Source organism: Sporomusa intestinalis (assembly GCF_055383785.1).
In genome coordinates this window covers 2,096,625-2,111,039 of the sequence record NZ_AP042390.1, presented here as the reverse complement: position 1 = coordinate 2,111,039, position 14,415 = coordinate 2,096,625, and the positions used below count along the sequence as shown (strand labels likewise).

Genomic DNA, 14,415 nt, shown 5'->3' with positions numbered 1-14,415 from the left:
TGATTATTACAATCTATATATATGATACCATATTTTAATATCTGGTACTATATTTTCCCATATCAATGGTATATTTTTCCCTTAACGCAACATTTGTCGCAATAAGGCAGCGACAACCGTATACGGGTCCTGTTCCCGTTTTTCCACTGAGGCTACCAATTTATCGAAGTCGCCGCCAGTTGTAATCTGCCGGAGAATATGCCGGCCAATTTGCTCATCCAGCAGGGCCAGCAGTTCATTTTTTGTCCGCTCCGTACGCCGCACCGCTAACTGCCCGGACTGATGAAGATGAGTAATATGATCCTCAACTGCACTGATGAGCTCGGCAATGCCTTCGCCCTTGCTGGCTACCGTCCGCTTCACCGGCGGCCGCCAGTCAACCATCGTTTGATTCAATTCGAGCATCATTTCGATCTCGTTATTTAATCGCTCCACACCATCGCGGTCTGCTTTGTTAATAGCAAAAATATCGGCTATTTCCAGTATCCCGGCTTTGATTGCCTGAATATCGTCACCAAGGCCGGGCACCAATACAACAATAGTGGTATCAGTAGCTTTGATGACATCGACTTCAGACTGACCAACACCTACGGTTTCAATAAAAATAACATCTTTGCCGGCGGCATCCATTATTTTCGCCGCTTCTGCCGTTTTGCGCGATAAACCGCCCAGGCTGCCTCTGGTTCCCATGCTCCGGATAAAAACACCCTCGTCCAGGGTCAGTTCGTTCATCCGGATACGGTCACCTAAAATGGCACCACCGGAAAAGGGACTGGTCGGATCAACAGCAATAATACCAACTGTTTTTCCCTGCAGGCGGTATTCTTTGGCCAATTTATCGGTAAGCGTGCTTTTCCCTGCACCAGGCGGGCCGGTAATGCCAATCACGTGGGCTTTGCCGGTGTGAGGATAGAGCTTTTGCATGATCTCGGCTGCTTCATCATATTCATTTTCAACAGCAGTGATGGCGCGGGCCAGGGCCCGCTTGGACCCTGCCAGCACTTCTTCTACAATATTCATTCTATATCACCTGCCCAGTTACGCAATGACAAGCACTTATTTTACATTGGTTTTAATAAATTCAACAATATTGCCGGTCGGGGTTCCCGGGGTAAATACCTCAGATACGCCGGCAGCTTTCAGACCGGCAATGTCAGCGTCAGGAATAACACCGCCGCCTACAATCAATACATCGTTCATGCCTTTTTCTTTGCACATGGCAACAATGCGCGGGAAAAGATGATTATGGGCGCCTGATAACAGACTTAAGGCCACCACGTTTACGTCTTCCTGCAGGGCTGCTTCCACAATTTGCTCCGGCGTCTGACGAAGACCGGTATATATTACTTCAAAGCCGGCATCGCGGAGAGCGCGGGCTACGACTTTGGCGCCGCGGTCATGACCATCCAGGCCAGGCTTTGCTACCAATACTCTAATACGTTTTTCCATCGTTGGTCCCTCCTACTCAGCTTATAGGCTTACATGCGCTTCGTATTCACCGAACACCTTGCGCATTACGCCACAAATTTCTCCCAGGGTTGCATAGACTTTAACGGCATCAAGGATGAGAGGCATAAGATTGGTATTCTCATCTTTGCAGCCTGCTTCCAGTGCGGCCAATTTGTCGGCAACCGCCCCATTGTCGCGGCGGGCTCTAAGGTCAGCCAGCTTTTTCTTTTGCAGCTCACCGACAGACGCATCAACACGCAATAATCCTTCAACCGGTTTCTCTTCAACCTGGAACTGGTTAACACCAACGATAATACGTTGTTTGTTTTCCACTTCCATTTGCCATTTATAGGCACTTTCCTGAATTTCACGCTGAATATAGCCTTTTTCAATAGCCACAACAGCGCCGCCCAGATCGTCAATCTTGCCGATATATTCCCAGGCTTCTTTTTCAATTTGATTGGTAAGAGCCTCAATATAATAAGATCCGGCCAACGGGTCAACCACATCGGCCAAGCCGCTTTCATAGGCGACAATTTGCTGGGTGCGCAGGGCAACACGCACGGAATCCTCCGTCGGCAGCGCCAGCGCTTCGTCTTTGGAGTTGGTATGCAGCGACTGCGTGCCGCCAAGCACCGCGGCGGCCGTTTGCAAAGCAACACGGACAACGTTGTTGTCAGGCTGCTGCGCAGTCAGCATGGACCCGGCAGTCTGAGTATGCACCCGCAGCATCCAGGACTTAGGATTAGTAGCGCCAAAACGCTCTTTCATTACCTTCGCCCATACGCGGCGGGAAGCACGGAATTTGGCCACTTCTTCCAGCACATTATTATGCGCATTCCAGAAGAAGGACAGACGGCCGGCAAAATCATCGACATTCAAGCCAGCTTTAATAGCAGCGTCCACATAGGCAATACCGTCTGCTATGGTAAAGGCAATTTCCTGCGAAGCGGTGGAACCGGCTTCACGGATATGATAACCGGAAATTGAAATGGTATTCCAGTTAGGGACATTCTTTGAGCAGTATTCAAAAATGTTAGTAATAAGACGCATCGAGGGTTTGGGCGGGAATATATAGGTGCCCCGGGCAGCGTACTCTTTAAGAATGTCGTTCTGAATGGTGCCGTTGAGTTTATCCGGGCTGACGCCTTGCTTCTCGGCCACGGCAATGTACATAGCCAGCAGCACCGAAGCAGGGGCATTAATCGTCATGGAAGTGGAAACCTTACCAAGATCAATGCTGTCAAACAGAATTTCCATATCGGCCAGCGAGTCAATAGCCACGCCTACTTTACCCACTTCGCCTTCGGAGATGGCATCGTCAGAATCATAGCCAATCTGGGTTGGCAGGTCAAACGCGCAGGAAAGGCCGGTGCCGCCCGACTCTAACAGATAGCGGTAACGCTTGTTGGATTCCTCGGCCGTTGAGAAGCCGGCATACATACGCATTGTCCAAAAACGACCGCGGTACATAGTAGGTTGTACACCGCGCGTAAACGGATATTGGCCCGGAAAGCTGAGATCTTTTTCATAGTCAAGACCTTCAATATCAAGCGGAGTATAAAGCCTGTTGTAAGCCAGGTTTTTCCGCTCGGGAAATTTTGCAAGTGCTTTTTCCACCTTACCGGTGTACTCAGCCATTTTTTCTTTCAAACTATTTGTGCTAGCTGTGCACATTTCTAATTCCTCCTTTAAGTATATATTCCTTACTGCAGCTGAAAGACTGGCCCCAAGGCTGTCTTCCTATTTTATTTTCATACTGCCTGTTTCCAGGAAGCGAGTATGCCAGGACAGAGCCTCATTTATGAGATGCGGGGTATGGGCATAACCTGTGGCTTTTTCAGCCCGGTCAAGATAATCCAGCAGCATGGGCTGATAATCAGGATGGGCACAATTATTGATAATAACCCGCGCCCGTTCTTTGGGACTTAAGCCGCGGATATCGGCAACACCCCGTTCAGTGATAAATACATCAACATCATGCTCAGTATGGTCAAAATGCGAGCACATCGGGACAACAGAAGAAATATCGCCTTTTTTAGCGATCGAATTCGTAAAGAAGAAAGTAAGGTAGGCATTACGGGCAAAGTCACCCGACCCGCCAATCCCGTTCATCATTTTCGTACCCATAATATGGGTTGAATTGACATGTCCGAATATATCGAATTCAATTGCCGTATTCATGGCAATTACACCGATGCGCCGGGCCACTTCCGGGCTGTTTGCAACCTCCTGCGGCCGCAGAAGAATTTTTTTGCGATATTCACCAATATTATCATAAAGCCGTTTTAAGCCGTCAGGCGAAGGCGTAATGGAGGTGCCGGAGGCAAAAGTCAGTTTACCGGCGTCAATAAGGTCAAACATGCCATCTTGAATAACCTCGGTATATACAGTAAGGTTTTCAAAATCCGAATCAGCTAATCCGGCCACTACGGCATTGGCCACCGAGCCTACTCCCGATTGCAGCGGCAGCAGATTTTCCGGCATACGGCCTGCTTTTATCTCTTGTTTGAGGAATTCAATCAGATGCCCGGTCATCGCCCGGGCATCATCATCAATGGCTGCCAGCGGCCGGACATCATCCTTAATATCGCAAGGAACTATGTAGGCAATTTTTTCCGGGTCGCACGGAATATAAGGCGTTCCAATCCGGTCATCGGCTTTAACAAGCGGTATCGGCTGCCGATGGGGAGGATCAAGCGGCACATAGACATCATGCATGCCTTCCAGTTCAAGCGGTTGGGAAGTATTAATCTCAACAATTACAAAATCAGCGCTTTGAACAAAGGAAGCCGAATTGCCAAGCGAAGTGGTTGGTACAATATGCCCCTCTTCCGTAATCGCGCAAGCTTCGATAATGGCAACATCCACCTTGCCGCCCAGGAAACCATACCGTGACATTTGGGCCACATGGCTTAAATGCAGGTCGGTATACTGAATCGTACCGTTATTAATTGCTTTTCTGATGCTGTCGTTGGTTTGATAGGGCAACCGTTTAGCAATCCCTTTGGCATCGGCCAAAGCCCCGTCAAGCTCCTTGCCTACCGAGGCCCCTGTCCACAGGTTTACGGTAAATTGCTCCTGTTTCATTCTCTCTGCCAGTGCCAGCGGCACAGCCTTTGGATAGCCTGCGGGCGTAAAGCCGCTGGCGCCAATGTTCATTCCCGGCTTAATACTGGCAGCCGCTTGCTCCGCGCTAACAATTTTGGCCTGCAGAGCTTTGTTTCTGACACGGTCTTTAATGTCAATCATTGCGTACTCTCCCTTCAGGATGCGGTTAAATTTTATATAATTTTTAGAGATAATCATTGTTATTATTCGGGAAACCGCAAAAATTATTCTACGCCACTCTGGTTATGGCAATAAAAAAGCACCTATTGGTTTATTTTGTACTAAACAAAAAAACCTAGGTGCGCACTTACTAAATTATCCATTACCGGCAGGGCAACAGACCATAAGGGCGTAGTTTTCAGGTATACTTTCAGAAAGCAAAAAGCCGTCTGTCTGTAATTATAGATTAATACTATAATTATATTGTTTTACACTATAGGTATTCTACGATGGAAATAAAAATCCTGCTACGATAATCTAATTTTTTTAATTTTTTTTGCATTTTCCGTTCTTGGTAAAGTAGTTTATGCCGGCTCCGGGCGGCAGCGGCTTGTGCCGGTGCCAAACCTCCGGTACAAGCCGGCCTGCTCATCATAATTGGCGGGAAAGATAATAGGACATACTGCTTAAGCCTATTGACAGGTCTTCACTGACTACATGGACATTTGTGGGCACCTCAAGCTTAATCGGCGCAAAATTCCAGATCCCTTTGATTCCGGCCTCAATATAGCGGGTTGCAATGTCCTGGGCATATTCGGCCGGCACCGTGACTATCCCGATTTGAATATTCCTGGCTGCAACGATTTCCGGTATTCTGCCGACATGAAAAATTTCGATTTCATTAATATAGCGCCCGATTTTATCGGGGTCAATATCAAAAATAGCCTGTAATTGAAATCCCTGGGGTGAAAAGTTGGCATAATTGGCCAAAGCCCAGCCCAGATGCCCCACACCGGCAATAGCAATATTCCATTTCCGGTTAAGTCCGAGAATTTCGCCGATATTACGCATAAGCTCGCGCACGTAATAGCCAACGCCTTTTTTCCCAAACTCGCCGAAAGCGGATAAATCCTTGCGTATCTGCTCCGGTGTAACGCCAATTTTCCGCCCCAGTTCGTCTGAGGATATAATCTCAATCCCTTCCTCCTGACTTAGTTTAAGGGCCCGATAATAAAGCGGCAGTCTATCAATCGTTGCTTTAGAGATCACAGCATTCTCTTTGTGTTCTTTCATTGAAACAACTCTCCCTAGCAGTACAAGCGCTTATCAGCAGCTTATGTTCCTTTAATGTTATTTGTAATTTATTCTCACTCGCACCGGTTAATTCCTGCTACTACTTTTAATTTTCACATTTAACAAATAATTATCCTAAAAGAAAACGAGAAAGGGATGTCCTGCGGACATCCCTTTCTTTGAAGGGGTTAACATTTCTTTTGTGGATGATAGTGAGTATGCAGCAGGTGGTGCGACTTTTCCCCCAGCGGTTTACCCAACCAGGTCTCATAAAGTTCGGCAATGGCCGGATTATCATGCGACTTCCGCAGGGTGGAGCACTTATCGCATTCATAAATGGCATCAATACGTTTTTGCCGGTGTTCGGCCGACGTAATGATCGGTTGACCGCCGCCGCCTGAACAACCGCCGGGGCAAGCCATGATTTCAATAAAGTGATAATCAGCCTCACCGGCCCGGATTTTATCAAGCAGCACACGGGCGTTGGCCAACGTATGGGCGACGGCGACTTTGGCAGTCAGGCCTTCTGTTACCGGCACTTCAGCCTCTTTAATGCCATTCATGCCGCGAACGGCATGGAACTCAATATTATCAAGCTCATTGCCTGTAACCAGTTTGACAACTGTCCGGAGGGCAGCTTCCATAACCCCGCCGGTAGCACCGAAAATGACTCCGGCCCCTGAACCGAGGCCCAGAGGTGCGTCAAACTCGGCCTCTGCCAGACTTTCAAAGGTTAAGCCCGCGGCGCGGATCATCCGGGATAATTCACGGGTGGTCAGGACATAGTCAACATCCTGATAGCCGCTGGATTTCATCTCCGGCCGGGCCGCTTCCGCTTTTTTAGCTGTACACGGCATGATGGATACAGAAACAATATCCTTAGGATCAATGCCTGCCTTTTCGGCATAATACGTTTTAGCCAGTGCGCCAAACATCTGTTGCGGTGACTTGGCAGAGGACAGATGATCTAACAGATCGGGATATTTTAACTCAATGAAGTTAACCCAGCCCGGGCTGCAGGAGGTAATCATCGGCAGCTTGCCGCCATTGCTCAGGCGGTCAATAAATTCCGACCCCTCTTCCCAGATAGTAAGGTCGGCAGAAAAGTCGGTATCAAAGACCTTGTTAAAGCCCAGCCGTTTTAAAGCGGCTACCATCTTGCCGGTAACAATTGTCCCATGGGGCAGCCCCAGTGCCTCGCCTAAAGCAACCCGTACGGCAGGCGCAGTTTGCACAATAACATGTTTTGCCGGATCACTGAGAGCCTGCCACACCGCGTCGGTATCGTCTTTTTCAACAATAGCGCCGGTCGGACACACCGCCGCGCACTGCCCGCAATACGTGCAGGCCACTTCATCCAGGCCCAGGTTAAAGGCCGGGACAACGGTGGTGTTAAAGCCCCGGTTGGCAAAACTGTACACATGAACCCCCTGCCGTTCGCTGCAGGCCCGGATGCAGCGGCCGCATAAAATACATTTGCTTTGATCGCGGACCAGAGACGGGTTTTTATCGTCCAGGGGATACTCTTTCTTTTCGCCGTCAAACCGGATTTCCCTGACCCCCAGATCGGCGGCCATATTCTGCAATTCACAATGTAAGTTGCGCTGGCAGGACAGGCATTCTGTCGGATGGTTGGCCAACAGGAGCTCAACCACCATTTTCCGGGCTTCCCGCACCTGGGCGGTATTGGTCCGGACAACCATTCCCTCATTAACGGGATATACGCAGGAGGCAACCAAACTGCGGGCGCCTTCGACTTCCACCATGCATACCCGGCAGGCCCCTTCCACACGCAGTTCAGGATGATAGCACAAAGTCGGCACTTTTATGCCCAGCGAAATTGTCGCTTCCAGGACAGTCGATGTTTTTGGCACAGAAACCTTTTGCCCATCGATTGTTATATTAACCATTTCCATTATCGTGTCACCCTCTCTTTTCAAGCATTCTAGTGTTTGGTAATTAGCAGCAGCGCTGTAAGCAGTCTATGCTTTTATAATTGATTTGAACGGACATTTGGCCATGCAGGCACCACACTTGATGCATTTTGACAAATCAATCTCATGCTGAGCCTTGACCTCACCACTGATAGCTTCCACCGGGCACACCTTTTTGCACAAGCCGCAGCCTTTACAGGTATCGGTAATGCTGTATTGCAGCAGGCTGGTGCAGGCGCCGGCCGGGCAGCGTTGCTCGTGGATATGGGCCTCATACTCGTCCCGGAAATAGTGCAGGGTAGAGAGCACCGGATTGGGAGCGGTCTGGCCAAGGCCGCACAAGGCGGTGGTTTTAATATTTTTGGCCATCGATTCGAGCAGTGCGATATCACCGGGACGTCCCAGCCCTTCGGTTATGCGGGTAAGAATCTCCAGCATGCGTTTGGTCCCTTCCCGGCAGGGCGTACATTTGCCGCAGGACTCGGACTGGGTGAAATTAAGGAAAAACTTGGCAACGTCGACCATGCAGGTGGTTTCATCCATAACAACAAGGCCGCCGGACCCCATCATCGCCCCGGCTTTAATCAATGAATCATAATCTACAGGCAGATCCAGCATGTTTTCCGGCAGACAGCCGCCGGACGGACCGCCGATTTGCACAGCCTTAAATTGTTTGCCGTTAGGAATGCCGCCGCCGATTTCGTAAATGATTTCCCGCATGGTGATACCCATGGGAACTTCGGCCAGGCCGGTATTGTTAATCCGGCCGGTAAGGGCGAATACCTTCGTGCCTTTGCTGCGCTCAGTGCCGATTGAGGCATACCAGTCCGCACCTTTGGTAATAATCTGCGGCACATTGCCAAAAGTCTCCACATTGTTGATATTGGTAGGCTTGCCCCATAACCCGGAAATAGCCGGAAACGGCGGACGGGGCCGCGGCATGCCGCGCTTGCCTTCAATTGACGCCAGCAGGGCTGTTTCTTCACCGCACACAAAAGCGCCGGCGCCTTCCTTAATTTTCAGTCTGAAATTAAAACCCGAATTGAGTATATTATCCCCTAATAAACCCAGTTCCTCGGCTTGCTTGATTGCAATTCTCAGGCGTTTAATCGCCAGCGGATACTCGGCCCGGACATATACATACCCTTCGTCGGCCCCAATAGCATAGCCGCAGATAGCCATGCCTTCAATCACCCGGTGCGGGTCGCCCTCCAGCACACTGCGGTCCATGAAAGCGCCCGGATCCCCTTCGTCGGCATTACATACCACATATTTTTTCGTACCGGGAGCATTACGGGTGAACTCCCACTTCATGCCGGTCGGGAAACCGCCGCCGCCCCGGCCCCTGAGCCCGGATTTTTTGATTTCCGCCACAACATCGGCCGACTGCATTTCCGTAAGCGCCTTGCCGAGGCCCTCATAGCCGCCTTCGGCAATATATTCGTTAATATCTTCAGGATCAATGTGCCCGCAATTGGCCAGTACATAGCGCATTTGCTTCTTATAGAAAACAATATCATTATAGCTGGGGATCTTTTCATGGGTAATCGGTTCTTTGTACAGCAGCCGTTCTACAATCCGCCCCTTGAACAGATGGGTCTCAACAAGCTCGGCCACATCCTCTTCCTGAACCCGGACATAAAAGGTTCCTTCCGGATAAATAATTACCAACGGTCCCATTTCACAGAAACCGTGGCAGCCTGTTTCGACAATTTTTACCTCTTTATCTAAGCCCTTTTTGGCCAGTTCCTGGCGGAAGGCCGCTTCAACCTTTTTCGAGCCTGAAGACACACAGCCAGTACCGGCGCAAAGGAGCACATGCGCTCTTATGCGTTCCATATTATCCCCTCCCGTTAATCTAGCAAGATTATATATTTATTCAGTGAATTTGCCAACAGCAAGCTCTGCGACAATGCTCCCGTTAACAACATGTTCGGTAATAATTTTAGGGATGTCGTCTACGGTAACCCGGCCATAGGTTATTCTCGGTTCGTTAGGACGAACAACATCCACCAGTACTTCTTTCTCACACATGCCGATACAGCCGGTCTGGCTAACTTTAACCCCCTGCAGATTCTGTTTGGCAATCTCATCTAAAATAGCAGTCATAACCTGGCGGGCGCCGGCAGCTATTCCGCAAGTACCCATGCCAACAATAATTTGGATGCCGCCTTCGTGGCGCACGGTATTTTTGGTTTTAAGCTGTTCCCGTAGGCGTTTTAAATCCTCTAATGTTTTCACTTTTCGACACCTCCGTACAAATTAGCTATATGATCGGACAAATAGTTATGGAGCCAGATTAATATATCTGGTTGGGTCAGGGATACGCCATCCAGTATATCGGCCAACTCCCGGGAAGAAACAGTAAAAATCCTGTCATCGACAGTATGACGATACAAAAAGTCCAATGTGGGGTTAGCAACAAGAATTGTCTTAATTGTCTCTACTATGTCACCTAGTGGAGGTCGGTCCAAATGATGATGGCGGTAACTGGCTTCTATTACCGTACCTTGGCCGGGCGCTGATTCAATCTTTAAATATCCGTCACAGCGCTTGGTCGACATCTCCATTAACGGCAGCCCTAAGCCAACGCGCCGAGTCATCCTGGTAGTAACAAAAGGGTCAATTACGAGTTGACGGAGCTTCTCATCCATACCCCGCCCGTTATCAGCCACGCGGATAAGTAAAACATCTGCTGACAGATCTTCAATAACTTCCAGTTTAATAATATTGGCTCCGGCTTCAAGCGAGTTTTGCACCAAATCCAGGATATGAAGTGATAGTTCACGCATATCGTTATTATCAGGCGTATTTTGCCAGGATCTCAGGTATTACTTCAGTAGTCAGCCGACCATGAGTATCATCATTAACCATTAACACCGGAGCCAGCCCGCAGGCGCCTATGCAGGCTACCGTTTCCAATGTGAACTTCAGATCCGGGGTGGTGCCGCCGGCTTTAACTTGCAAATTCTCTTCCAGTGTAGTAAGAATTGCTTTGGCTCCACGCACATGGCAGGCAGTCCCCTGGCAGACACGGACGATATTTTTTCCTCGGGGATTGAGATGAAACTGGGAATAAAAAGTCACTACCCCATAGATTTGGCTAACAGGAATTGCCATTTTTTCAGCAATAGCCTGTATTACCGCTTTCGGCAAATAGCCGTAGGCATGTTGCGCTTCCTGCAGAACAGGGATGAGAGCCCCTTTAACCCCCTGATATTTTGCAAGCACTTCGTCCAGCTGGTCAAGTGCTAACTTGCCTGCTTCACCGCCGCCACAGCAGCATTTGGTTTCCTTATCGCTGTTCATGTTACATCCTCCTTATGAAAAAAAATTACTAGTCACTGGCAAGCTTGGTCTATTAGTGGCTTACACCACCACCCTTCGTAAATTTTGAGATAATAATGCCTGCCGGATTTCTCCCACTGTCGGCTGTTCAAGATAAAAAGCCGTTTTCGGGCCGTAGATAAAGTCTTCCATCACATGGGCATCTGAGGCAGTTATTACAGGCAGGTCGCCAATAGCAGGAATACGGACAGATGCAGCTTGCGCATTCATATGCCTTGATACTTCGACTGCTGCCAACTCAACATCAGGCGGGATAAATCCCAGTTGCGAGATAATGCTATATACAGGCCTGTCGATATGACTGGCAATACATATGCCGCCCAAACGTTTTATTTGTTCGGATATTTCAGCAACACCGGCAGTCAGGGATGATAGTAAAAGTTCTTTTTTTTCGGCGATAAAATTGTCATCGGCATCAACAATGAACTGGGCGCCAAACCGGGCCGCATCATTCAGGCGTCCCGACATATGATTTTTTGTAAACAATTCCCATTCTTGCAATTGCCGCATTTTGTCAAACAAAGCCAGCAGGTGCACTTCCTCCCTGCTTTCAACCTCCATTCCTAACAGGACGGTAACACCCGTGCCTTTGGCGGCCTCCAGGGCGGCGGGGATATTATCACAGGCATTATGGTCAGTAATGGCGATAATATCAATCTTATGTTCTGCCGCATGCCACACAATATTGCGCGGTGTCATTTCGACAGCCGCACAAGGTGATAACAGCGTATGGACATGGAGATCCGCCACAAACCGGCGCATCATTTTCCGGCAATCCCCAGCTGGTATAAGCGCCCGGCCACCGCAAACGAGGAAAGCGGCGTACTCAGCACAACGATTTCTTCCGCCTCGGCCTTGCTGGCGGCATCTTTGTCAAGTGTAACGCCACCGGCAATAATCACCGCCGCCAGCCCTGTCAGGGACGCAACAGCCACAATATTCTGATGTCCCTGCATAGTAACCCAGACATTGCCGGCACAGGCCTGCCCCATAACATTGCTCAGCAGGTCTGAAACATAACCGCCGGTAATTTCATTGCCAAGCCTGGACCGCCCTGCCACGACTGTCAGCGGCAATAGGGTAATTAATTCTTCAACAGTCACACGTAAATCCTCCCAACCTTTTCCTTTTACTCGTTATTCCTGGTTTTTATCAAGCGGCGGCGGCAGCTTATCCGCCAGATCAACCATTTCGTACGCCAAATCCCGGACTTTTTTCCGGAGGATAAATACGCAGTCGGTCATACTGGCTAATCCCTGTGCAATATCTTCAGCCAAAGCCTTGCAATTGGGCGAACCGCAGGAACCGCAATCCAGTCCAGGCAGACTCTTTAATGTCCGGTCCATAAACTCGATTTTATTCATGGCCTTGGTAATATCCTCATCAAGGCGCAATACGGGCTTGGGCTCTATTGCCCGGCGTCCGGCCACCCCCAGTTCGAACTCCGAGTAATCGGACCGCGGCAGCCTGCCGAATTTAGGGTCCTCCAGCTTTTTCCTGGCAATACGCTGTTTCATCCGGTGTTCGGCAACATACCGGTTTTCAACAGTTAACGGGCCGCCAATACAGCCGCCGGCGCAGGCCAGCATCTCTATATAATCGACATCCTTAAGCTTGCCTAAGGCCACTTGCTCCAATACATTGGCAACATGATGAATATCGTGAACGATTAACACATTGTCCGCACCGACCGCATTGGTTTCACCACCGGAAACCGCCCATCCGACCCCCACCCAGGATGCCTGGCGCCTGGCATCCTGCAGCTCGGCTGTCACTACTTTTAGTAAATCGGGATAAATTTTGCTAATCGCTATCGCCCCGGTAATATTAGATTTTTCTGCGCCCAGCGGCTGATATACTGCCGTCATCTTCGCCGGACACGGCGTTATGAACCATACACCGATATTTTCCGGGGTAAGGCCGGGCAGTTCTTCCGCCTCAGCCCGCGCCAGCCTGGCCGCAACCTCAACCGGAGCATCAAACGGGGCCAGATGATCAATAAGTTCGGGATATTTTACCTGAATCAACCGGACGATAGCCGGACAGGCCGACGAAATGGCCGGCCGGGGGATATCTTTGCGTTTCAAATAATCCCTGATGGCCAGTGACACAATTTCAGCCCCGTGGGCAACCTCAAACACCTCGTCAAAACCCAGTTTTAAAAGTCCTGACAGGATGGCCCTTACCGGGATATCCACACTAAACTGTCCATAGAGACTGGGGGCAGGCAGGGCAATATTATATTTATACTTTTTGAGGTCGGCAAGCTCATCGGTCACTGCCGTTTTGGCATGTCCGGGACAGTAGCGGATACACTCGCCACAGTCAATACATCGCGAAGATGTTATTTGCGCCTTGCCGCCGCGAATGCGGATAGCTTCCGTAGGACACCGCCTAGTGCAGTTCACGCAGCCCTGACATTTCTCATCCGTCAGACGAACCGAATGATATCGTTCTGCCACCGCTTTTCACCACCAAACTGTACATACTCTAATCATAACCGAAACTAGTGATAGATGGTCATACTAAGTTGTGTGCCCACTCCGGCCTCGGTTTTAATAGCAAATTTATCGGTACAACGCGCCATATTCGGCAGGCCCATGCCGGCGCCAAACCCCAGCTCCCGGACATAATCCGGCGCCGTTGAATACCCTTCTTTCATGGCAAGCTCAACATCCGGAATTCCTGGACCTTCATCAGACACGGTTACCTCGGTGCGGTCAGTGTGAATATCAGCCTTGATCGAGCCCCGGTAAGCATGGATGATGACATTCATTTCCGCTTCATAAGCACTGATTGCAATTCGCCTGATAATGTCCGGCCGAATACCCAACAGCTGCAGTGTGCGCTTAATTTTGCTTGAAGCCTCGCCGGCACTGTTAAAATCCGCGCCTGTCAGTGCAAACTCCAGCGTTATGCCTTGCTCGGGTGTCACAGAGCTTCCTCCTTTGCTGACGATCCTACCAGCCCATCCTTGTACAAAATCCCACAAGCTTCATACATCTGCCGCTGGGTCAGCAACAGCGGTATCCCCATCTCCCTGGCCATTACGATGACTTCCGGCCCCGGGCGTTTGCCGCGGACAAATATTATGCCCGCCAAATCACTCATTTCCGCGGTGCGGATAACCTGGATATTGGTTAAGCCGGTCAACAAGATAGCCCGTTCTTTGGTAAAGGCCAAGACATCACTCATAAGGTCTGATCCGCAAGCGCTTTTCGCTTCCTGGTCAAGCCACTCCATTCCACAGAGCACCTCAGCCTCCAGGACCTTTTGTATTTGGGCCAGTTTCAATTAGGCTACCTCCTTCGCCAATTAGTTTGTGCGAAATTTCACAATT

General features: G+C 49.7%; 15 protein-coding genes. All 15 read right to left on the bottom strand.

Translation table 11 applies throughout. From position 1 onward, the window contains the following. Positions 1-81: 81 nt before the first annotated feature. Entirely contained in the window at positions 82-1,020 is a 939-nt protein-coding gene (meaB, locus tag ACZ481_RS09515; protein ID WP_464769905.1) for a methylmalonyl Co-A mutase-associated GTPase MeaB, read from the bottom strand. A 36-nt stretch (positions 1,021-1,056) separates the two neighbouring features. Next, positions 1,057-1,449, bottom strand: a complete 393-nt coding sequence (locus ACZ481_RS09510) for a cobalamin B12-binding domain-containing protein (protein WP_464769904.1) — start codon at positions 1,447-1,449, stop codon at positions 1,057-1,059. A gap of 21 nt (positions 1,450-1,470) precedes the next feature. Beyond that, positions 1,471-3,090, bottom strand: coding sequence for an acyl-CoA mutase large subunit family protein (locus ACZ481_RS09505; protein WP_464770605.1), 1,620 nt, complete (start codon positions 3,088-3,090; stop codon positions 1,471-1,473). Positions 3,091-3,192: 102 nt separating this feature from the next. After that, on the bottom strand, positions 3,193-4,701 hold the full coding sequence (locus tag ACZ481_RS09500) for an acetyl-CoA hydrolase/transferase family protein (protein WP_464769903.1): 1,509 nt from the start codon (positions 4,699-4,701) through the stop codon (positions 3,193-3,195). A gap of 450 nt (positions 4,702-5,151) precedes the next feature. Continuing rightward, positions 5,152-5,793 carry a redox-sensing transcriptional repressor Rex gene (locus ACZ481_RS09495; protein ID WP_464769902.1) on the bottom strand — a complete coding sequence of 214 codons (642 nt, stop codon included), beginning with the start codon at positions 5,791-5,793 and terminating at the stop codon, positions 5,152-5,154. A 188-nt stretch (positions 5,794-5,981) separates the two neighbouring features. Then, on the bottom strand, positions 5,982-7,709 hold the full coding sequence (locus tag ACZ481_RS09490; protein ID WP_464769901.1) for an NADH-dependent [FeFe] hydrogenase, group A6: 1,728 nt from the start codon (positions 7,707-7,709) through the stop codon (positions 5,982-5,984). A 66-nt stretch (positions 7,710-7,775) separates the two neighbouring features. Further along, entirely contained in the window at positions 7,776-9,566 is a 1,791-nt protein-coding gene (nuoF, locus tag ACZ481_RS09485) for an NADH-quinone oxidoreductase subunit NuoF (protein WP_464769900.1), read from the bottom strand. A gap of 36 nt (positions 9,567-9,602) precedes the next feature. Next, positions 9,603-9,968: a (2Fe-2S) ferredoxin domain-containing protein gene (locus tag ACZ481_RS09480; RefSeq protein WP_464769899.1), complete on the bottom strand. Its 366-nt coding sequence runs from the start codon at positions 9,966-9,968 to the stop codon at positions 9,603-9,605. Next, complete coding sequence (locus tag ACZ481_RS09475; RefSeq protein WP_464769898.1) at positions 9,965-10,519, bottom strand: ATP-binding protein; 555 nt, start codon at positions 10,517-10,519, stop codon at positions 9,965-9,967. The genes ACZ481_RS09480 and ACZ481_RS09475 overlap by 4 nt, the downstream gene beginning before the upstream one ends. A gap of 10 nt (positions 10,520-10,529) precedes the next feature. After that, complete coding sequence (gene nuoE, locus ACZ481_RS09470) at positions 10,530-11,036, bottom strand: NADH-quinone oxidoreductase subunit NuoE (RefSeq protein ID WP_464769897.1); 507 nt, start codon at positions 11,034-11,036, stop codon at positions 10,530-10,532. Between the two features lie 60 nt (positions 11,037-11,096). Further along, positions 11,097-11,840 carry a PHP domain-containing protein gene (locus tag ACZ481_RS09465; protein ID WP_464769896.1) on the bottom strand — a complete coding sequence of 248 codons (744 nt, stop codon included), beginning with the start codon at positions 11,838-11,840 and terminating at the stop codon, positions 11,097-11,099. Then, on the bottom strand, positions 11,837-12,178 hold the full coding sequence (locus ACZ481_RS09460; protein ID WP_464769895.1) for a DRTGG domain-containing protein: 342 nt from the start codon (positions 12,176-12,178) through the stop codon (positions 11,837-11,839). Before ACZ481_RS09460 ends, ACZ481_RS09465 begins: the two co-directional genes overlap by 4 nt. Before the next feature lie 33 nt (positions 12,179-12,211). Then, entirely contained in the window at positions 12,212-13,537 is a 1,326-nt protein-coding gene (locus tag ACZ481_RS09455; protein ID WP_464769894.1) for a [Fe-Fe] hydrogenase large subunit C-terminal domain-containing protein, read from the bottom strand. A gap of 44 nt (positions 13,538-13,581) precedes the next feature. Continuing rightward, complete coding sequence (locus ACZ481_RS09450; protein ID WP_464769893.1) at positions 13,582-14,010, bottom strand: ATP-binding protein; 429 nt, start codon at positions 14,008-14,010, stop codon at positions 13,582-13,584. Next, positions 14,007-14,369, bottom strand: coding sequence for a DRTGG domain-containing protein (locus ACZ481_RS09445; protein ID WP_464769892.1), 363 nt, complete (start codon positions 14,367-14,369; stop codon positions 14,007-14,009). The genes ACZ481_RS09450 and ACZ481_RS09445 overlap by 4 nt, the downstream gene beginning before the upstream one ends. Positions 14,370-14,415 lie beyond the last annotated feature (46 nt).

Coding starts and splice junctions, on each gene's coding strand:
- meaB (WP_464769905.1), bottom strand. CDS start 1,020: ATGAATATTGTAGAAGAAGTGCTGGCAGGGTCCAAGCGGGCCCTGGCC.
- ACZ481_RS09510 (WP_464769904.1), bottom strand. CDS start 1,449: ATGGAAAAACGTATTAGAGTATTGGTAGCAAAGCCTGGCCTGGATGGT.
- ACZ481_RS09505 (WP_464770605.1), bottom strand. CDS start 3,090: ATGGCTGAGTACACCGGTAAGGTGGAAAAAGCACTTGCAAAATTTCCC.
- ACZ481_RS09500 (WP_464769903.1), bottom strand. CDS start 4,701: ATGATTGACATTAAAGACCGTGTCAGAAACAAAGCTCTGCAGGCCAAA.
- ACZ481_RS09495 (WP_464769902.1), bottom strand. CDS start 5,793: ATGAAAGAACACAAAGAGAATGCTGTGATCTCTAAAGCAACGATTGAT.
- ACZ481_RS09490 (WP_464769901.1), bottom strand. CDS start 7,709: ATGGAAATGGTTAATATAACAATCGATGGGCAAAAGGTTTCTGTGCCA.
- nuoF (WP_464769900.1), bottom strand. CDS start 9,566: ATGGAACGCATAAGAGCGCATGTGCTCCTTTGCGCCGGTACTGGCTGT.
- ACZ481_RS09475 (WP_464769898.1), bottom strand. CDS start 10,519: ATGCGTGAACTATCACTTCATATCCTGGATTTGGTGCAAAACTCGCTT.
- nuoE (WP_464769897.1), bottom strand. CDS start 11,036: ATGAACAGCGATAAGGAAACCAAATGCTGCTGTGGCGGCGGTGAAGCA.
- ACZ481_RS09465 (WP_464769896.1), bottom strand. CDS start 11,840: ATGATGCGCCGGTTTGTGGCGGATCTCCATGTCCATACGCTGTTATCA.